17 protein-coding genes are annotated in these 18,141 nt (G+C 69.1%); 9 read left to right on the plus strand and 8 right to left on the minus strand.

From position 1 onward, the window contains the following. Nucleotides 1-35: 35 nt before the first annotated feature. On the plus strand, nucleotides 36-1,838 hold the full coding sequence (gene lepA, locus ABB55_RS13075) for a translation elongation factor 4 (RefSeq protein WP_054359199.1): 1,803 nt from the start codon (nucleotides 36-38) through the stop codon (nucleotides 1,836-1,838). A gap of 305 nt (nucleotides 1,839-2,143) precedes the next feature. Here lepA and pobA read toward each other — a convergent pair whose 3' ends face one another. Beyond that, nucleotides 2,144-3,316, minus strand: coding sequence for a 4-hydroxybenzoate 3-monooxygenase (gene pobA, locus ABB55_RS13080; protein ID WP_054359200.1), 1,173 nt, complete (start codon nucleotides 3,314-3,316; stop codon nucleotides 2,144-2,146). 128 nt (nucleotides 3,317-3,444) lie between these two features. On the opposite strand from pobA, the gene ABB55_RS13085 reads away from it, so the two are divergent. Beyond that, nucleotides 3,445-4,392, plus strand: a complete 948-nt coding sequence (locus ABB55_RS13085) for a helix-turn-helix domain-containing protein (RefSeq protein WP_054359201.1) — start codon at nucleotides 3,445-3,447, stop codon at nucleotides 4,390-4,392. Here ABB55_RS13085 and ABB55_RS13090 read toward each other — a convergent pair. Genes ABB55_RS13090 through ABB55_RS13105 form a run of 4 tightly spaced genes read right to left on the minus strand, consistent with a single transcriptional unit; the run spans nucleotide 4,373 to nucleotide 8,368 of the window. Then, nucleotides 4,373-5,227 (minus strand): ABC transporter permease, encoded by an 855-nt coding sequence (locus tag ABB55_RS13090; RefSeq protein WP_083463587.1) that lies wholly within the window; start codon nucleotides 5,225-5,227, stop codon nucleotides 4,373-4,375. The genes ABB55_RS13085 and ABB55_RS13090 overlap by 20 nt on opposite strands. Then, a complete protein-coding gene (locus tag ABB55_RS13095; protein ID WP_054359202.1) occupies nucleotides 5,224-6,063 on the minus strand; it encodes an ABC transporter permease in 840 nt (279 codons plus the stop codon). The genes ABB55_RS13090 and ABB55_RS13095 overlap by 4 nt, the downstream gene beginning before the upstream one ends. Nucleotides 6,064-6,104: 41 nt before the next feature. Further along, nucleotides 6,105-7,250 (minus strand): ABC transporter substrate-binding protein, encoded by a 1,146-nt coding sequence (locus tag ABB55_RS13100; RefSeq protein ID WP_054359203.1) that lies wholly within the window; start codon nucleotides 7,248-7,250, stop codon nucleotides 6,105-6,107. A 23-nt stretch (nucleotides 7,251-7,273) separates the two neighbouring features. Further along, nucleotides 7,274-8,368 carry an ABC transporter ATP-binding protein gene (locus tag ABB55_RS13105; RefSeq protein ID WP_054359204.1) on the minus strand — a complete coding sequence of 365 codons (1,095 nt, stop codon included), beginning with the start codon at nucleotides 8,366-8,368 and terminating at the stop codon, nucleotides 7,274-7,276. A 154-nt stretch (nucleotides 8,369-8,522) separates the two neighbouring features. Here ABB55_RS13105 and ABB55_RS13110 point away from each other — a divergent pair, with 154 nt between their 5' ends. Then, nucleotides 8,523-9,545, plus strand: coding sequence for a LacI family DNA-binding transcriptional regulator (locus ABB55_RS13110; protein WP_160321229.1), 1,023 nt, complete (start codon nucleotides 8,523-8,525; stop codon nucleotides 9,543-9,545). 8 nt (nucleotides 9,546-9,553) lie between these two features. Further along, the gene (locus tag ABB55_RS13115) at nucleotides 9,554-10,090 is read left to right on the plus strand and encodes a 2'-5' RNA ligase family protein (protein WP_054359206.1); all 537 of its coding nucleotides are present in this window, start codon (nucleotides 9,554-9,556) and stop codon (nucleotides 10,088-10,090) included. A gap of 64 nt (nucleotides 10,091-10,154) precedes the next feature. On the opposite strand, the gene ABB55_RS13120 is transcribed toward ABB55_RS13115, so the two are convergent. Further along, nucleotides 10,155-10,997: a metallophosphoesterase family protein gene (locus ABB55_RS13120; RefSeq protein WP_054359207.1), complete on the minus strand. Its 843-nt coding sequence runs from the start codon at nucleotides 10,995-10,997 to the stop codon at nucleotides 10,155-10,157. A gap of 160 nt (nucleotides 10,998-11,157) precedes the next feature. Here ABB55_RS13120 and ABB55_RS13125 point away from each other — a divergent pair, with 160 nt between their 5' ends. From ABB55_RS13125 to ABB55_RS13140, 4 genes are read left to right on the plus strand one after another with little or no spacing between them, the layout of a single operon-like run. Further along, nucleotides 11,158-12,327, plus strand: a complete 1,170-nt coding sequence (locus ABB55_RS13125; protein WP_054359208.1) for an ABC transporter ATP-binding protein — start codon at nucleotides 11,158-11,160, stop codon at nucleotides 12,325-12,327. Beyond that, complete coding sequence (locus ABB55_RS13130; protein WP_054359209.1) at nucleotides 12,320-13,243, plus strand: carbohydrate ABC transporter permease; 924 nt, start codon at nucleotides 12,320-12,322, stop codon at nucleotides 13,241-13,243. The genes ABB55_RS13125 and ABB55_RS13130 overlap by 8 nt, the downstream gene beginning before the upstream one ends. Before the next feature lie 4 nt (nucleotides 13,244-13,247). Then, a complete protein-coding gene (locus ABB55_RS13135) occupies nucleotides 13,248-14,084 on the plus strand; it encodes a carbohydrate ABC transporter permease (protein ID WP_054359210.1) in 837 nt (278 codons plus the stop codon). A gap of 35 nt (nucleotides 14,085-14,119) precedes the next feature. Then, nucleotides 14,120-15,424, plus strand: coding sequence for an ABC transporter substrate-binding protein (locus ABB55_RS13140; RefSeq protein WP_054359211.1), 1,305 nt, complete (start codon nucleotides 14,120-14,122; stop codon nucleotides 15,422-15,424). Between the two features lie 57 nt (nucleotides 15,425-15,481). Here the strand turns inward: ABB55_RS13140 and ABB55_RS13145 are convergent, their stop codons facing one another. Together ABB55_RS13145 and ABB55_RS13150 are read right to left on the minus strand one after the other, a co-directional pair. Further along, nucleotides 15,482-15,874 carry a hypothetical protein gene (locus ABB55_RS13145; protein WP_054359212.1) on the minus strand — a complete coding sequence of 131 codons (393 nt, stop codon included), beginning with the start codon at nucleotides 15,872-15,874 and terminating at the stop codon, nucleotides 15,482-15,484. Continuing rightward, a complete protein-coding gene (locus tag ABB55_RS13150) occupies nucleotides 15,871-16,275 on the minus strand; it encodes a DUF883 family protein (RefSeq protein ID WP_054359213.1) in 405 nt (134 codons plus the stop codon). Before ABB55_RS13150 ends, ABB55_RS13145 begins: the two co-directional genes overlap by 4 nt. 243 nt (nucleotides 16,276-16,518) lie before the next feature. Here ABB55_RS13150 and ABB55_RS13155 point away from each other — a divergent pair, with 243 nt between their 5' ends. Beyond that, nucleotides 16,519-17,637, plus strand: a complete 1,119-nt coding sequence (locus ABB55_RS13155; RefSeq protein ID WP_160321230.1) for an AI-2E family transporter — start codon at nucleotides 16,519-16,521, stop codon at nucleotides 17,635-17,637. Nucleotides 17,638-18,141 lie beyond the last annotated feature (504 nt).

An 18,141-nucleotide genomic window follows, 5' to 3' on the forward strand; every position in this document is an offset into this window, starting at 1 on the left:
ATCAAGCGCGCGCCCTCTGACCTGTCCGGAACCCGATGACCACGCCGCTTGCGCAAATCCGCAATTTCTCGATCATCGCCCATATCGACCATGGCAAGTCGACGCTCGCCGATCGGCTGATCCAGGCCTGCGGCGGCCTCGAAAGCCGCGAGATGGTCGATCAGGTGCTCGACAACATGGATATCGAGCGCGAGCGCGGCATCACCATCAAGGCGCAGACCGTCCGGCTCGAGTACAAGGCCGCCGACGGGCAGGTCTACACGCTGAACCTGATGGACACGCCCGGCCATGTCGACTTCGCCTACGAAGTCTCCCGGTCGCTGGCCGCCTGCGAGGGCTCGCTCCTGGTCGTCGACGCCTCGCAGGGCGTCGAGGCGCAGACGCTCGCCAACGTCTACCAGGCGATCGACAACCATCACGAGATCGTGCCGATCCTGAACAAGATCGACCTGCCGGCCGCCGATGCCGACCGCGTCAAGGCGCAGATCGAGGAGGTGATCGGCATCGACGCGTCCGAGGCCGTGCCGATTTCGGCCAAGACCGGTCTCGGCATCCCGGACGTGCTCGAGGCGATCGTCAAGCGCCTGCCGCCGCCGCGCGGCGAGGTCGATGCGCCGCTCAAGGCGATGCTGGTCGACAGCTGGTACGATACCTATCTGGGCGTCGTGGTGCTGGTGCGCGTGGTCGACGGCGTGCTGCGCAAGGGCCAGAAGGTCCGCATGATGGGGACCGGCGCCACCTACGAGATCGAGCGGGTCGGCGTCTTCACCCCGAAGATGCGCGACCTGACCCAGCTCAGCCCGGGCGAGATCGGCTTCATCACCGCCTCGATCAAGGAGGTCGCCGACACCCGCGTCGGCGACACGATCACGGACGACCGCAAGCCGACCGCCGAGGCCCTGCCGGGCTTCCGCCCGGCACAGCCGGTGGTGTTCTGCGGCCTGTTCCCGGTCGATGCGGCCGAATTCGAGGATCTGCGCACGGCCGTCGGCAAGCTGCGCCTGAACGACGCCAGCTTCACCTACGAGATGGAGACCTCGGCGGCGCTCGGCTTCGGCTTCCGCTGCGGCTTCCTCGGTCTGCTGCATCTGGAGATCATCCAGGAGCGGCTGGAGCGCGAGTTCAATCTCGACCTGATCGCCACCGCTCCGTCGGTGGTCTATCAGATGACGCTGACCGACGACTCCACCATCGAACTGCACAATCCGGCCGACATGCCGGAGGTGACCAAGATCGAGGAGATCCGCGAGCCCTGGATTCGCGCCACCATCCTGACGCCGGACGAGTATCTCGGCTCGGTGCTGAAGCTCTGCCAGGACAAGCGCGGCGTCCAGATCGACCTGTCCTATGCCGGCGCCCGGGCCATGGTGGTCTACGATCTGCCGCTCAACGAGGTGGTGTTCGACTTCTACGACCGGCTGAAGTCGGTTTCGAAGGGCTATGCCTCGTTCGACTACCAGATCACCGACTACCGGCCGGCGGATCTGGTGCGCATGCAGATCCTGGTCAACAGCGAGCCGGTCGACGCGCTCGCCATGCTGGTCCACCGGACCCGCGCGGAGAGCCGCGGACGGGCGATCTGCGAGAAGCTGAAGGACGTGATCCCGCCGCACATGTTCCAGATCCCCGTGCAGGCGGCGATCGGCGGCAAGATCATCGCCCGCGAAACGATCCGTGCCCTGCGCAAGGACGTGACCGCCAAATGCTACGGCGGCGACGCGACCCGCAAGCGCAAGCTGCTCGACAAGCAGAAGGAGGGCAAGAAGCGGATGCGCCAGTTCGGCAAGGTCGAAATCCCCCAGGAAGCCTTCATCCAAGTCCTGAAGGTGGAGGGGTGAGTTGCGATCCACGCCCCCCGGGGCCGTGGACGAAAAGCTCCAGTGGAGCTTTTCGAGCAACGAACGCCCTGAGCCCAAGCGAAGGGCCGGATGCCTGTCGAAGGGCACCCTCTCGCGGCGCATCCCCGGCCGGAGCGCAAGCGGAGAGCCGGGGCCCACTCTGCCGCCGGCTTACTTCAATGCCATGTTTTGATTGCCGGATTTGACGCGGATCCGGTGCACCGGATCGACGGCCTTCCCATACCTTGCCCCGGAGCGAGCCCCGCGAGATCGCACCCCGCCCCCCGTCCGACTTCCTTCGCGCCTCAATACGGCAGCCCGACATAGTTCTCCGCGATCGCCGTCGAGGCCGCCTCGGAGCTTGCGATATAGTCGAGTTCCGCCAGCTGCATGCGGGCCCCGAAGGCGCCGGTCTCGGGCAGCAGGTGCATCATCGCGGTCATCGACCAGGAGAAGCGCTCTGCCTTCCAGATGCGCGCGAGCGCGCGCGCCGAATAGGCGTCGATCCCGGCGCTCGATCGGTCCTCGTAGTATTCGCGCAGCCCGGCGGCGAGATAGTACACGTCGCTGGCGGCCAGATTCAGGCCCTTGGCGCCGGTCGGCGGGACGATATGGCCGGCATCGCCGACCAGGAACAGCCGGCCGAAGCGCAGCGGCTCGGCCACGAAGGAGCGCAACGCCGCGATGCTCTTCTCGATCGACGGGCCCGGCACGACCCGGTCGGCGACCGCCTCGGGCAGGCGCCGGCGGAACTCGTCGTAGAAGCGCTGGTCGGACCAGTCCTCGACGCGCTCGGTCGGCGGGACCTGGACGTAAAAGCGGCTGCGGCTCGGCGACCGCATCGAGGCAAGCGCGAAGCCGCGGTCGTGGCGGGCATAGACCAGTTCCTCGTCGGCCGGCGGCACGTCGGCGAGAAGACCGAGCCAGGCGGTGCCGTAGATCCGCTCGTAGAGTGTCAGCGCGGTCTCGGGCACCGAGGCGCGCGAGACGCCGTGGAAGCCGTCGCAGCCGACCACGAAGTCGCAGTCGATCACCTGGGTGGCGCCGTTCTTCCAGTAGGTGACCCAGGGTTTGGCGCCGTCGAAATCGTGGATCTCGACCGAGGCCGCCTCGTAGACCGTCGCGGCGCCGCTCTCGGCACGGGCCTCCATCAGGTCGCGGGTCACCTCGGTCTGGCCGTAGACCACCACCGACCGGCCGCCGGTCAATCCGGCCAGATCGATTCGATGCGTGCGACCGTCGAAAGCCATCGAGAAGCCGTGATGGACGAGCCCCTCGCGATCGAGCCGGTCGCCGCAGCCGCAGGCGCGCATCTGGTCGACCAGGCCGGTCTCCAGCACGCCGGCGCGAATGCGCGACAGGACATGCTCGGCGCTGCGCGCCTCCAGGATGACCGCGTCGATACCGGCCCGGGCCAGGATCTGGCCGAGCAGCAGGCCGGACGGACCCGCTCCGACGATACAAACCTGATGCCGCATGCCCTGGGCCTCCCTCAGCCACGCCGGTTCCGGCGATCTTGGCGCAAACCTGCGCCGGCGGGGGCTTGCGGGGAATGGAGCCGTCGCACAGTCTCTTGGACAAATCGAACCTGCAAGGAAGCCCGAGGATGCGCAGCCTGCCGCCCGCCTATGCGCTCTACGGCGAGGATGCCGCCGGGTTTCCGGACGAATTGCATATCGAGACGATCAGGGTCCGCAGCCGGGTCCACGACTGGAACATCCGTCTGCACCGGCACGGCGAGCTCTATCAGTTCTTCCTGCTGACGCATGGCGGCGGCATGGCCACGATCGACGGAGCGCGGCATCCGCTGCAGGCCGGGACGGCCATCGCGATGCCGCCGCTGGTCGTCCATGGCTTCGCCTTCGAGCCCGACACCGACGGTTTCGTGGCCAGCGTGCCGCCGGCGGTGCTCGATCGCGCGACCTTCGGCGACGGCGCCTGGCGGCGCGACCTGGCGCGGCCGGTACGGATCGAGCCGCGTCCGGCGGAGGTCGCCCATCTCGCCCAGGTCTTCGGGCTCGCCCTGCAGGAATTTGCCGAGGGCCGCGCCGGGCGCCGGGAGGCGCTGACGGCGGTCTCCGGGTTGATCCTGGTCGCCTTCCGGCGGGCGATCGCCGCCGCGCTGCCGGACGCCGCCGGCGCACGGGCCGCGCCCGGCCAGCGTCTCTTCGAACGGTTCAAGGCCGAGGTCGAGGCGCACTATCGCGCCCATCTGCCGATCGCCGACTTCGCCCGCCGGCTCGGCACCAGCCCGCAGCATCTCACGCGGACCTGCCGGGCCCTGTCCGGGCGATCGGCCCTGGAAATCGCCCATGACCGGATCGTGCTCGAGGCCCGCCGGCACCTGCTCTACACCTCGATGACCGTCGCGGAGGTCGCCTTCCTGCTCGGCTTCTCCGATCCGGCCTATTTCACGCGCTTCTTCGGCCAGCGCACCGGGGTCAGCCCCAGCGCCTACCGGCAAGCCGTGGAGGGTCCGGGCCGCCCGCCGGCAGAACGCGCCGCCGAACCGCCCGCGGGCGAAGCCGGGGCGCTCAACGGCCGATCCGGCTGAGCACCTGCGGGTTCAGGAAGCGCTCGATGACCAGCATGAACAGGATCGAGGGCACGAGCAGGATCAGGGCGGTGATCGAGGCGATCTGGTAGTTGCCGCCCATGCTCGCATTGTAGAGCAGCAGGGGCAGCGTGCTGACCTGCGGCACGCCGACGAAGAAGGTTCCGGTGAATTCGTCGAGCGATTCCAGGAAGATGAACACGGCGCTGGCCATCAGGCCGGGCGTGGCCAGCGGCAGCGTGACGGTCAGGAAGGTCCTCCAGGCCGACGCGCCGAGATTGCGGGCGGCCAGTTCGAGATCGCGGTCGATCGCCGCGAAGGCCGCCGCCGCGATCCAGACCGAATAGACCAGACCGTGCACCGTATGCACCGCGACCACGCCGGCCACCGTTCCGGTCCAGCCGAAGGTGTAGAAGATGCGCGCCACGTTCATGTAGATCGCCACGGACGGGAAGGCCTGCGGCAGCATGAACAGGATCAGGAGAAGGACGCGGCCGGGCAGGCGCAGCCGGCCGAGCGCGTAGCCGGCCGGGATCGACAGCGCGAAAGCGAAGACCACCGTCAGGAGGGCGATCTCGATCGAGGTGCCGAGCGACGCCATGGCGTCGCCGGTCGGACGGAAGACCGCCTCCCAGTACCGAAATCCGTAGACGACCGGCAGCTTGAAGGGCGTGTACCAGCGCTCGGCGACCGACCACAGGACCAGATTGGCGAGCGGCCCGAGGATCGCGAAGGCGAAGACGCCGAGCGCGAGGCCGCGCAGCGCAGCGCCTGCGGTCGACGCCGCCAGGGACCGGACGCGCGGACCGGCGATCGCGTTGGCACCCGTCGTCATCGCAGAACACCGGTCCGGAGGCCGTGGCGCAGATAGAGGAAGGCGGCCGCGGCCGTCATCGCATAGGACAGCACCCCGAGGGCGTTGGCGGTGGCGTAGTCGCCATAGGCGTTGATGCGGAAGGCCATGTCGACGGTCAGCATGGTCGGCTGCGAGCCGGCGACCATCATCGGTACCGACAGGACGGACAGCATCGTCACGAAGGACAAGGTCAAGGCCACGGTCAGGTTCGGCATCACCTGGGGCAGCACGACATCGAACAGCGTGCGGACCCGGCCGGCGCCGAGATTGCGGGCGGCATCGATCGTGGCCCGGTCGAGCGCCGCCATGGCGCCGGCCAGGAGCAGCGTGACGAAGGGCACCTGCTTCCAGACGAAGGTGATGACGATGCCGCGCCAGTCGAGCAGGCTCGCGCCCTGGCCGGGATCGATCAGCCCCAGCGCGACGAGGCTGTTGTTCATCAGGCCGTTCTTGGCGAGGAAGGTGCGCATGCACTGGCCGGCGACGATGAAGGGAATGAAGAGCGGGAAGCGGTAGAGCCAGCCGAGCAGCGCGACGGCGCGGCCGGGCCGGCCGAGGACCAGGATGCCGGCGATGGCGATCGCCACCGCGGCGGTCGCCGCGGTCGAGACGACGACGATGAAGATCGTGAACAGGATATCGCCGGAATAGAGCTCGAAGGCCTTGCCGAAATGGGCGAGCGTCGGCCGTCCGTCCGGTCCGGTGAAGGCGGCCGACAGGGAATAGCCGAGCGGATAGAGGAACAGGGCGCCGACCATGGCGAGGGCCGGCGCGACGAGGAGGAATCCGGCGAGGGAGGGGCGCTCTCGATCCATGGGGAGCCCGGTGGACGGGTTGCGTCCACCGGATCCTCTCGTCAGTTGGCCACCTTCTTCTCATAGCTCTCGAGGATGTCGTTGAAGTAGGGCGCGATCGGGAACGGCTTGCCCTTGCTCGACAGATCCTCGGGCGTGATGTCGGCGAACAGCTTCTGCCAGGTCGCCGGCTCGAGCTTGCCCTGCAGATGCTGGGCGTCGATGCCCGGATACCAGTTGAAGCGCTTGACGATGCCTTCGGCCTGGACTGCCGGGCTGGTCGCGAGCGCGATGAACTCGGCGGCGAGCTTGGTCTGCGGCGCCTTGGCCGGGATGGCATAGTACATCGGCTGTCCGGGCATGCCCGGGGCGACCAGCTTCAGCTTCATCGACGGCGGCAGCTTGCCCTCGGCCTGCCAGCTGTAGAACATGTCGACCCAGACCGGCCCCATGGCGATCTCGCCGCGGTTGAGCATGTCGAGCGTGCCGGCATTGCCGGGCGTGATGACCGCGTTGCGGTTGAAGTCCTTGAGGTCCGCCAGCGCCTTGTCCCAGGCGGCCTTGGTGGTCTCGTCATACGGACCCTTCAGGAGCCGGTCGGTATTGCCGCCGAAGGCATAGATCCAGCCGGTCACGAAGGCGACGCCCGACATGCCGCCCTTGATGCCGTTGTAGCCGAACTGCTTCGGGTTCTTCTTCACCCATTCGACCAGCTCGGAGTAGCTGGCCGGCGGCGTCTTGACCATGTCGGCATTGTAGGCGATCGCCGTTTGGGAATGGAACATCGGCATGACGAAGCCGCCGACATCGGCGCCGAGCGCGTTCTCGGCGGTATCGCGGGTGACCAGGGCGCCGGTCGGGATGCCGGCGCGATACTTGTCGAGCAGGCCTTCCTTGACCATCTGGCCGGCCATCTTCTGATGGGCGACGACCACGTCGAAGTCCCAGGCGGCCGCACCGGCCTGCTTCTGGGCGGACAGCTTCTCGTAGATCTTCTGCGAGCCGGCATCGCCGGGGCCGGTGCCGACGGCCACGACCTTCACGCCCGGATGGGTCTTCTCGAACATCGGTCCGAGATAGTCCTTGACGTAGTCGACCATGTTCTGGTCGCCGGCGGTGGCGACATTCAGCGTCTCGGCGCCGGCGGGGCCGGCCAGGATCAGGGTCGCGGCCGACAGAAGGCTGCCGAAAGTCAGACGAACGAGCATGGGGAACTCTCCTTGCGCTGGGTTCAGGCGGCGCGGGTCGCCGGCACGCCCGGCAGGGGCCGGGCGAAGACGTGCAGCGACGGTGCCGGAATGGCGATGGTGACGGTGGCGCCGTCGTCGAGCCGGTAGGCGTCGTCGACGAAGAAGCGGCCGACGGGCGTGCCGACCTGGTATCGGTAGCGGCCGCCCGGATAGCTCGACTGTTCGATGCGACCCGGAATGGCGAGGCAGTCGCCCCTGCCCTCCCGAGCCGCGAGCGTGACCGCATTGGCGCGGAAATGCAGCAGGCACGGCCCCTCGACGGACGGCGTGCCGGCGATGCGGGCGCGGATGCCGCCGGCCAGGATGAGAACGAGATCCGTTCCGTCGCGCCGCGCCTCCGCTTCGATCACGTTGTCGGCGCCGAGGAACGACGCCACGGTCGGCGAGTTCGGACGCCGGTAGACGTCCTCCGGCCGGCCGTCCTGCACGATGCGCCCGGCCTCGAGGATGACGAGCCGGTCGGCCATCACCATCGCCTCCTCCTGGTCGTGGGTGACGTGGATCGCGGTGAAGCCGATGCGCCGCTGCAGCGCGCGGATTTCGTGCCGCATGGTCAGGCGGATCTTGGCATCGAGATTGGACAGCGGCTCGTCGAGGAGCAGGACCGGGGGATGCACCGCCAAGGCGCGGCCGAGCGCGACGCGCTGGCGCTGCCCGCCCGACAGGGTCGTCACGGACCGGCCGCCGAAACCCGACATTTCGACCAGCGCCAGGATCTCGTCGACCCGCCGCGCGATGTCGGCGCGCGGCCAGCCGCGCAGCTTCAACCCGTAGCCGATATTGCGCGCGACCGACATGTGCGGCCACAACGCGTAGGACTGGAACATCATCGCGGTGCCGCGCCGTTCCGGACCCGTGCCGGTCACGTCGCGCCCGCCGATCAGGATGCGCCCGGCGCGCGGCTCGATGAAACCGGCGATCGACCGGAGCAGCGTGGTCTTGCCGCAGCCCGACGCGCCGAGCAGCGCGACGAAGCTGCCCGGTTCGATGGCCAGATCGATGCCGTCGAGCACCGGGGTGCGGCCATAGCCGACCTCAAGCCCCTCGATGGCAACCGCCGTCCCCTGCTGCGGCATCGGTTCCTCCGCCGACCGGCGGTCCTGCCGGTCACCCTCAGGGGGCTAGCAGGCCAACACGACAGTGACATGAACACGTGTACATATGCGGCGAAGGCGCGTTGGCCGGCCGCAGCCGGCAGCCGCAAGGGCGCGGTCGTCGGGAGGTCTCGGGTTGAGCGAAGACGGAACGGATGGGCAGAGAGGGCGGGGCCGCCGGATCACCGCCGCGGACGTGGCGCGGGTGGCGGGCGTCTCGCGGGTCGCTGTCTCGCGCAGCTTCACGCCGGGCGCGAGCGTATCGGACGCCGTCCGCGACCGCGTCATCGCCACGGCCCGGACGCTCGGCTACCGGCCGAATGCCTTCGCGCGCCAGCTCAACCGCGACCGCTCCGAACTCGTCGCCTTCGTGGCCGGCTTCATCGACAACTACTATTATGCGGTCTTCTTCGACCGGCTTCTGAACGAGCTGCAGACGCGCGGCTGGCGCACGCTCTATGTCCATGTCGGCGCGGGCGGCGATGCCGTCGAGGCGCTGGCGCAGGCTTCCGAATATCCCGTCGCCTGCACGATCGTCGCCGCCGGCAGCCTGGATGTCGACGCGATCGCGGCGGTGCGGGCGATGGGACCGGTGATCCTGGCCGGCCCGGCCTCCGCCCTGCCCGATGCCGATGCGGTCTCCTCCGACGGCGGACGCGGCATGGCGCTGGTGGTCGATCACCTGGTCGGACGCGGACGGCGCCGGCTCGCCTGCATTTCCGGACCGGCAAGCCTCGCCAGCGCCCGCGAGCGCGCCGAGGCCTTCGGGACGGCGCTCGCCGGCCACGGACTGGCACCCGCCGGCATCGTGCATACCGATTTCACCGAGCCCGGCGGCGTGGACGGCATGCGCCGTCTGCTCGAAGGGCCGGTGCCTCCGGATGCCGTGGTCTGCGGCAACGATGCGATCGCCTTCGGGGTTCTCAACCTGCTGCGCGCCGAAACCGCCCTCGCCGTCCCGCGCGACATCGCCGTCACCGGATTCGACGATACCGCACCGGCGGCCTGGCCGCTGATCGGGCTGACCACCGTCGCCAGCCCGCTCGACCGGCGCATCGCGGCCATCTGCGATCTGCTCGACCGACGGGTCGCGGATCCGTCCGCGCCGGCGCAGCGGATCCGGATCGAACCGCATCTCGTCGTCCGCGCGACCAGCTGAGGGGCGTCATGACCGAAACCACGTCCCTGCATTCCGTCTGGCTATTGGCGGTGCCCGAAGAGGAGAGCCGGCTGTCGGCCGAGGTCGAGACGCTGTCGCGGCGCTTCGGCACGCCGCGCTACCGGCCCCACGCGACGCTTGCCGGCGACCTTCCGATCGATGCGGCGGGCCTGGCGTCGCGGATCGGCGCGGTTGCCGGCGGGCATCCGGCGCTGACCCTTCCGGTCGTCGCCGTCGAGACCGGAGCCGCCTATTTCCGGGCCTTCTATGTCCGCCTGGCCGCGACCGATGCCCTCACCGCGCTGCATGCCGCCGTCCGGACCGCCGCCGGAGCGGATCCGGCGCATCCGTTCCTGCCGCATGTGTCGCTCGCCTACGGCGTGCCGCCCGGTCCGGCCCGCGACACCGCGCAGGCGCACATGCAGGCCGGCTGGGCCGACCGGCCGATCCGGTTCGACCGGATCGCGGTCGTCCGCTCGGCCGACACGATTCCGATCGCGCAATGGACCGTGCTGCAGGAATGGCGCCTTTCGGCGCCGAACTGACGGGGCCGCCCGACCGCGCCGGCGCCGTCAGCCGGGGTCGCGCAGCCCATCGGCGCCGACGCGCTCAGTTGGTGCGCGGCAAGGGCCCGTAGGCGTCTTCGAAGTCGCCGAGATCGTGATCGACCGTGCCCGGCACGCGGACGGTGCGCACGGAGACGCGGTCGCCGGAGAAGCGGTAGTCGACCACGCCGCACTGTTTCTCGCCGAGGCGCTCGTGGTTCCAGTCCGGCACCACGAAGGCGACCGCCGGGGCCCAGACCATGGCGGTCGAGCGCCACAGCCGGATGCGCTGCTGGTGGATGTGGCCTGACATGACGAGGCGAACATCGGCGGAGCCGATCAGGTCGACCAGCCGACGGCGCGCGCCGCGCGGCGCGTACCAGTAGCCGGTCTCGGCCGCCTCGTCGGGTTCGTCCAGGAACAACGGCTTGTGCAGCACGAGGGCGACCGGCCGACCGGGGCCGGCGGCGAGCGCCTCGGCCAGGAACGCCTCCTGGGCCGCCTCTTCGTCCAGGCCCGAGCCGAACAGGGCCGAGTTCAGCCCGACGAAGCGCCAAGCCCCGATGTCGCGGATCCACCGGTCGGCACCGAAGACGCTTTGGTAGCGGTCGAGGCGGGTCGCGTCGACGCCCTGGTGGACGACCTCGCCGGGCTCGGCATTGTTGCCGACATCGTGGTTGCCCGGCACGAAGGCCGTTTCCAGACCGAGACCGTCATGGGCGGCGCGGGCGAAGGCGAGATCCTCGTCGCGGTCGGCACCGTCGAGCGCGATGTCGCCGGTATGGAACACCGCATCGGGCCGTTCCTGGCGCAGCCAGTCGGCGACCCGGTCGAAATTGGCGTTGAAGAAGGGCTTCGACGGCGAGAGATGCGTGTCGGAGATCTGGACGATGCGGAAATCGGTCATGGCGCGCCCCGGGAGTGATCGGGCGTTCCGCTACCGCCGCCCCATGTCGGCCGCGTGACGGCCGCCGGCGCGCCTGTCACCGGAATGACGCGTCCGCTTCGCCGCCCTGTCATGTCCCGACCGTATGGCTGGCCGGTCTTGTCCGATCGGGAGCGGGAAGTTGGCAGGCGTCACCATCGCATCGCTGCACAAACGGTTCGGCGCCGTCCGGGCCGTCGACGACGTCTCGCTGGACCTGTCGCCCGGCGAGTTCGTCTCCCTGGTCGGGCCTTCGGGGTGCGGCAAGACCACGCTGATGCGCATCGTCGCCGGCCTGGAACGGGCCGAAGGCGGCACGGTTTCGATCGCCGGCCGCGATGTCACCGGCCTGCGCGGCGCGGACCGCAACGTCGCCATGGTGTTCCAGTCCTACGCGCTCTATCCGCACATGACCGCGCGCCAGAACATCGCCCTGCCGCTGGTCATGCGGCGGCTCGGCGCGCGCCAGCGGCTGCCTCTGGTCGGCCGCGCCTGGCCCGGCACCCGCGCGGCGCTCGCCGGGATCGAGGCCGACGTGATCGCGACGGCCGAAAGCCTGGGTCTTGGCCACTTGCTCGATCGTAAGCCGGCTCAATTGTCGGGTGGCCAGCGCCAGCGCGTCGCCCTCGGCCGCGCCATCGTGCGCCGGCCGGACGTGTTCCTGATGGACGAACCGCTGTCCAATCTGGACGCGGCCCTGCGGGTGCAGACCCGCAAGGAGATCGTCGACCTGCACCGGCGCGCCGGCGCCTCGACCATCTACGTGACGCATGACCAGGCCGAGGCGCTGACCATGTCGGACCGGGTCGCGGTGATGATGGCCGGCCGCATCCTGCAGGTGGCGAACCCGACCGCCGTCTACGACGATCCGCGCGACCTGCGCGTCGCCCGCTTCATCGGTTCGCCGCGCATCAACACGCTCGCCGCCGAGATCGGGGCCGACGGCCTGGTCCGCGTCGCCGGGCAGGCCATGGGTCTCGCCGCGTCGGCGCGCGGCGCCCATGTCTATGCGCTCCGACCGGAGCATCTCGTCCTGGCGCCGGCCCCCCTGATGCAGGGTCGCGGGCTCGCCGCCAGGGTGGAGCATGTCGAGTTCCTGGGCGAGGCGCTCCTGGTCCATGCGCGCCTGACGGCGACCGGCGAGGACGTGGTGGCGCGCATCGCGCCGGAGGACCGCAACCGCCTGCCGGCCGACGGCGTGGTCGGCTTCGTCGCCGCACCCGGGCGCGGCCTGCTGTTCGGCGCCGACGAGGCCCGCGTTGCGGCCGTGCCGACAGCCCCCATGCCGGCGGGAGCCCGCGTTCATGGCTGAGGCGGCGACGATCGCGCAGACCCGCGCCGCACCCGCGCGCCGGCATGCCGGCGAGACGGCCGTCGCCTGGCTGCTGGCCGCGCCGGCGACGCTCGCCTATGTGGCGATGATCCTGGTGCCGAGCCTGGCGCTGGTCGTGCTCGCCTTCACCGACTACGAACTCGGCGCTCCGGGCTTCCGCTGGGTCGGGCTCGGCAACTTCACCGAACTGATGGCCGACCGCGGCTTCCTGCGCTCGGTCGCCAACACGGCGCTGTATGTCCTGTTCGTGGCGCCCGTCTCGGTCGCGCTGGGGCTCGCGATCGCGCTCCTGATCGAGGGCGGCCGGCGCGGCCGTGCGCTGTTCCGGGCGCTGTTCTTCCTCCCCGTCGTTTCGCTGACCGTCGCGATGGCGACCGCATGGTCCTACATCCTGCATCCGACCATCGGCCCGCTCAACGCGCTGCTGCGCGCGGTCGGGATCGACGGCGCCAACTGGCTCGGCGATTCCGGCACGGTGCTCTTGTCGCTCGGCCTGATCGGCATCTGGGAGAATGCCGGCTTCAACCTGGTGCTGTTCCTGGCCGGGCTGACCGCGATCCCGCGCGATCTCTATGCGGCGGCCGAGATGGACGGCGTCAAATCCGCCTGGGACCGCTTCGTCACGGTGACCTGGCCGATGCTCGGGCCGACGACGCTGTTCGTCGTGATCATCACCACGGTCCGGGCGATCCGGGTGTTCGACACCGTCGCGACGCTGACCCAGGGCGGCCCCAACAAGGCGTCCGAGGTGATCCTCTTCACCATGTACACGGAAGGCTTTTCGTTCTTCCGGATGGGCTACTCGGCCGCCATCACGCTTCTGTTCTTGGTCGCCGTCACGGTCCTGATGCTGGTGCAGAACCGGCTGATCGACCGTCGCGTCCATTACGGGTGACGCCATGACCGACGACCGCCCGCTCCTCGCCGATCTGCCGCGCCTCGTCGTCCTGACGCTGCTCGCCGCGATCTTCGTCGCACCCTTCGTCTGGATGCTCGCCGTGTCGATGAAGCCGCCGGACGAGGTGTTCCGCGCCTCGCTGGCGCTGCTGCCGCAGCGCTTCCACGGGCTCGAAAACTACGGCCGCGTCTTCGCCGAGGTGCCGGTCGGGCGCTATCTCGCCAACGGCGTCATCGTCTGCGCCGGCATCCTGGTCTTCCAGATCGCCTTTGCGGTGCCGGCCGCCTTCGCGCTCGCCAAGCTCGACTTCCGCGGCCGCAACGTCCTGTTCGGCTTCGTCATGCTCGGCCTGATGGTGCCGGCCCATGTTCCGGCGATCCCGATCTATATCGCGCTCGCCAAGGCGGGGCTGCTCAACAGCTATGCGGCGCTGATTGCGCCCTTCACCATCTCGGTCTTCGCGATCTTCCTGTTCCGGCAGTTCTTCCGCAGCATGCCGGACGAGATGATCCAGGCGGCGCGGCTCGACGGCCTGAGCGACCTTTCGATCGTCTGGCGCATCGTCCTGCCCAATGCCTGGCCGGCCGCCACCGCCTTCGCGATCTTCTCGGTCGTGGCGCACTGGAACGACCTGTTCTGGCCGCTGATCGTGATCTCGCAGGGCGACCTGGCGACGCCGGCTCTCGGCGTCCTCTACTTCAAGAACCAGGAGGCGGGTGCGGATTTCGGCGCCCTGATGGCTTCCGCCGTGGTGATGACCGCCCCGCTCGTCGCCGCCTTCCTGTTCGCCCAGCGCCGCTTCATCGAAGGCATCACCATGACCGGTCTCAAGGGATGACCGGCGGGCGCCTTCGCCTTCAAGGAGACCGACCGATGACACTCGACCTCTCGATCAGCCGGCGCGGAGCGCTCGGCCTCGCCGGCGGGGCTGCCGCGACGCTCGCCATGCCGGGCATCGTCCGCGCGGCCGGCGTCGATCTCGTCGTGCACTATTCGATGCCGGCGATCTTCAAGGATGCCCAGGAGGCCATCGCGGCGGCCTTCAACGCCCGCCAGTCGGCAATCCGCGTCAGCTATGTCAACCCGACCCCGACCTACGAGGACGGCGCCCAGCTGATCCTGCGCCAGGCTGCCACCGGCCAGCTGCCCGACGTGTCCTTCCAGGGTCTCAACCGCCTGCGCCTGTTCGCCGAACGCGGCATCGCGCTCGACCTGCGCGGCCTGCTCAAGGACGAGGGCGATCCGGCCCGCCTCGGCTATTCGGCGCCGCTGCTCGGCCTCGGCTTCCACGGCGGCAGCCAGGCCGGCCTCGCCTTCGCCACCTCCAACCCGATCTCCTACTACAATGCCGATCTCCTGAAGCGCGTCGGCGCCGATCCGGAGGCCTTCCCGAAGACTTGGGACGACGCCATCGCGCTCTCCGCCAAGATCGCCGGCCTCGGCGACGGCATCAACGGCATGTTCTTCCGCTGGCCGGGCGACGACTGGATGTTCTCCGCGCTGCTCTACGGCTATGGCGGCCGCATGCTGACGACCGACGAGAAGGCGGTCGCCTTCAACGGTCCGGAAGGGCTCGCCGCGCTGAAGCTGCTCGACCGGATGGTCAAGGAAGGCCGGATGCCGAACCTCGCGGCCTCCGCGAGCTCGACCCAGGACCTGCAGGCCTTCGCGGCCGGCAAGCTCGGCATGATGTTCCGCACCACCGCGCAGGTGCGCGCCATCTCGCAGTCGGTCGGCGCCAACTTCACGCTGCGCACGACGGTCATGCCGGTGATCGACCCGGTCAAGGGCCGCCTGCCGACCGGCGGCGCCGGCGCCATGATCACCGCCAAGGATCCGAACCGCCAGCGCGCCGCCTGGGAGTTCGTCAAATTCGCGACCTCGGCCGAGGGCACCAGCCTGATGGTCAAGAACACCGGCTACGTGCCGACCAACCAGATCGCGATCGACAATCCGGAATATCTCGGCGACTTCTACAAGCAGAACCCGCTCTTCGTCGCCGCGACCAAGCAGGTGCCGCTGATGATCCCGTGGTACGCCTTCCCGGGTCAGAACTCGGTGCGCGTCACCCAGGTGATGGTCGACCAGCTCGCCCGCATCGCCGAGCAGAAGGCGACCCCGGAAGCCGTGCTCGCCGACATGGCGACCGAAGTCACCAAGCTGATCCCGACGCCCTGAGCGGGAGAACGGTCCGACGCGGCCGGGTGCCGGCCGGGGGCTCACCGACCCCCGGGTTCACTTGCCGCGACGGGCCAGCCAGAAGCCGACGCCGGCCGCCGTCACCATGGCGGCGAGCCGGGTGTGGCGTCGGGCGAGCGAAAAGGCGGTCGGGGCGAGCGAGACGATGGTGCTCGCCGCGACCGCGCTGCCGATTTCGCGCCGGGTCCGCCGGACCATCACGGTCAGGGTCACGACGGCGACGACCGCCACCAATGCGGCGACGGCGGCGACGATCAGCGCCGCCGCCTCGGGCGAGACATGGCGGGCGAGTGTGATCTGCACGGCCATGGCCGTGAAGATCACCACGACGACCAGGGCCAGACCGGCCACGGCCGCCGCGATCGTGACCACCATCCCGCGGCGTCGGACCAGATCGAAATCCAGTCCGAACAGGCGGGCGATTGTCATCGACCGGCTCCCGGCCGCGACATCATGCCGAGGAGCAGACCGACGCCGGCCGCAACGGCGATCGCCGTGAGCGGCCGCTTGGAGACGGCATCGGTGACGCTCTCCAGGGAGTTCCGGCCGAACACGCCTGCGTCATGGGCGAGGGCGCCGACCTTGTCGGCGGTGGCGGCACCGGCACCTGCGACGGCACCCGCCGCCTCCGCGGCCTTCTCGCCGGTCGCTTCGGCGAAGGTCTCGACCAGACGGCGCATCTCCGCGAGCACGTCCTTGGCCGAAGCCATCACGGCGTCGGCATTGGCCGCGACGGTGTCCTTGGCCGCGCCGATATCCGCCGCGGTGCCCTTCGCGCTGGAACCGATATGGTCGACCAGGGAGAAGGTGTCGCTGACTTTCTGGTTCATGCTCTCTTCCTTTCGAAGATTGAGGCGGAACGGTCGCCACGAAGGCGCGTCGTTGTTTCGCCTCGGGGTTCGGAGGGACAACCGTCGAGCGTCGCCGAGGTTCCGTCCGATCCGGCCGCCATGCCATGACGAGGCCTCATGCCACGACCCCGAAAACGGGATGGAACGGATCGGGCCCTGACGCATTGAGGCCGCAGCGGACCGGTGACGGTCCGGCGATCCCCTGTTGGCGGAGACGGCCCCTTGAACAGACCAGAGCGTCCCGTCCCGGCCGCCACGACGGTGCCCGGCCCCTTGGAGCCGCCGCCCTTGCCGCTCAGCGCCTGGCGCTCCTGGAGCGAACCCGCCATCGTCGGTCTGTTCGTCCTTGCGTTGCTGGTCGCCCTGCGCTCGGCTGCGGCGATCGCCGTCCCGATGACCGCCGCGGTGATCCTCGGATCGGTGCTCGCCCATATCGGCGACCGCGCCCAGCGGATCGGCGTGCCGCCGGTGGTCGCCGGCATGGTTCTCGTTGCGGCGACGAGCGTCGGGCTGTTCGTGCTCGGCAACTCGGTGGCCGACGCGATCGGCAGCATCGTCGATCGCATCCCCGATCTGACCCGGCGCATCGAGAAGCTTGCCGGACCGGTCATCGGCTATTTCGACGGACTGCACGCGCTGATGGCCGAGCGCTCGGTCCAGCCCGGCGGCCAGGGCGAGGGCAGTCTCGGCCGGCTGGCATCCGCGGTCGACATGAGCGCCGTCACCGGCTTTCTCGGCGGTCTCACGCCGGCCTTCGGGGAGGTGCTGGTGTTCCTCGCGACGCTCGCCTTCTTCGTCGCCGGCCGGGCCGCGTTGCGCCGAAAGGCGATCCTCGCCTTCGGGGATCGCGATCGCCGGTTGACGGTGATCCGGGTGTTCAATGCCGCCGAGGCGACCCTGGCGACCTATTTCGGCACCACCTCGCTGATCTATCTCGCCGTCGGCGCGGCGACCGCCGCGATCGCCTGGAGTTCGGGCCTCGCGAACCCGGTTCTCTGGGGCGTCATCGCCTTCCTGCTCAGCTTCATCCCCTTCCTGGGCGCGGCGATCGTCGCTGCCGCATTGGCATCGGCCGGCCTTCTGACCCATCAGGGAATCGTGACCGCGCTCTGGCCGGCGATCGGCTTCACGATCGTCCATGTCATCAGCGAGAACGCCGTCATTCCGTCGATTCTGGGCCGTCGCTTCGAGATCAATCCGTTCATGGTCTTCGTTGCGATCGTATTCTGGAGCTGGATGTGGGGTCCGATGGGAGCGGCGCTCGCGGTCCCGATCCTCCTTGTGGCGCAGACCATGCGGGATGCCCTCGCCGGTGCGCCGTTGAACACCCTGCCGGAATGACGCCGACAGCCGGGGCTCTCCCGTACAGCACCCGGCCGACCCCGTGCGCTTCACCCGGCAGCCAGCTGTGGCGGAAGTGCCGGATGGTGGGCCGACGGCCGGCCGTGCCAAACCCCCGATCCGGCGATCCCCATCCGCGGGGTCGGGCTGTTCCTTCGACGGTCCGAATGCGCGGGCGATTGCGACCTGGCGGGCGGCTGCAGCCCGGAAGCCTGCGCGGCCGCATGTCGGTCAAGGCCGGTCATGACTTGCAGAATTATGCATGAATAAATGACGCAATAGTTGTCGTTCAGCCCTGTTGGCAATGCAAGATTTTGGCGGACATCGTATACCGATTTCACGAAATGAACCTCCATTGAATGGAATACATACCATCCAAAGGGCTTATTCGGAGAGAATACAACATCGGCCGTTTCAGGCATCCAAATTGTTTTGGTTCCCGAATCCGAAAACGCGAACCTGGTATTTCCATTTAGGTATCTTGGAGGTCGATTATTGTCAGAC

Origin of the sequence: Prosthecodimorpha hirschii (assembly GCF_001305515.1) — a bacterium.
Lineage (GTDB): Bacteria > Pseudomonadota > Alphaproteobacteria > Rhizobiales > Ancalomicrobiaceae > Prosthecodimorpha > Prosthecodimorpha hirschii.

Bases quoted from the DNA above. Each gene is read 5' to 3' on its own strand.
- ABB55_RS13130 (WP_054359209.1), top strand. From the start codon at position 12,320: ATGGCTGAGGCGGCGACGATCGCGCAGACCCGCGCCGCACCCGCGCGC.
- ABB55_RS13140 (WP_054359211.1), top strand. From the start codon at position 14,120: ATGACACTCGACCTCTCGATCAGCCGGCGCGGAGCGCTCGGCCTCGCC.
- ABB55_RS13135 (WP_054359210.1), top strand. From the start codon at position 13,248: ATGACCGACGACCGCCCGCTCCTCGCCGATCTGCCGCGCCTCGTCGTC.
- ABB55_RS13115 (WP_054359206.1), top strand. From the start codon at position 9,554: ATGACCGAAACCACGTCCCTGCATTCCGTCTGGCTATTGGCGGTGCCC.
- ABB55_RS13100 (WP_054359203.1), bottom strand. From the start codon at position 7,250: ATGCTCGTTCGTCTGACTTTCGGCAGCCTTCTGTCGGCCGCGACCCTG.
- ABB55_RS13105 (WP_054359204.1), bottom strand. From the start codon at position 8,368: ATGCCGCAGCAGGGGACGGCGGTTGCCATCGAGGGGCTTGAGGTCGGC.
- lepA (WP_054359199.1), top strand. From the start codon at position 36: ATGACCACGCCGCTTGCGCAAATCCGCAATTTCTCGATCATCGCCCAT.
- ABB55_RS13095 (WP_054359202.1), bottom strand. From the start codon at position 6,063: ATGGATCGAGAGCGCCCCTCCCTCGCCGGATTCCTCCTCGTCGCGCCG.
- ABB55_RS13120 (WP_054359207.1), bottom strand. From the start codon at position 10,997: ATGACCGATTTCCGCATCGTCCAGATCTCCGACACGCATCTCTCGCCG.
- ABB55_RS13150 (WP_054359213.1), bottom strand. From the start codon at position 16,275: ATGAACCAGAAAGTCAGCGACACCTTCTCCCTGGTCGACCATATCGGT.
- ABB55_RS13145 (WP_054359212.1), bottom strand. From the start codon at position 15,874: ATGACAATCGCCCGCCTGTTCGGACTGGATTTCGATCTGGTCCGACGC.
- pobA (WP_054359200.1), bottom strand. From the start codon at position 3,316: ATGCGGCATCAGGTTTGTATCGTCGGAGCGGGTCCGTCCGGCCTGCTG.
- ABB55_RS13090 (WP_083463587.1), bottom strand. From the start codon at position 5,227: ATGACGACGGGTGCCAACGCGATCGCCGGTCCGCGCGTCCGGTCCCTG.
- ABB55_RS13085 (WP_054359201.1), top strand. From the start codon at position 3,445: ATGCGCAGCCTGCCGCCCGCCTATGCGCTCTACGGCGAGGATGCCGCC.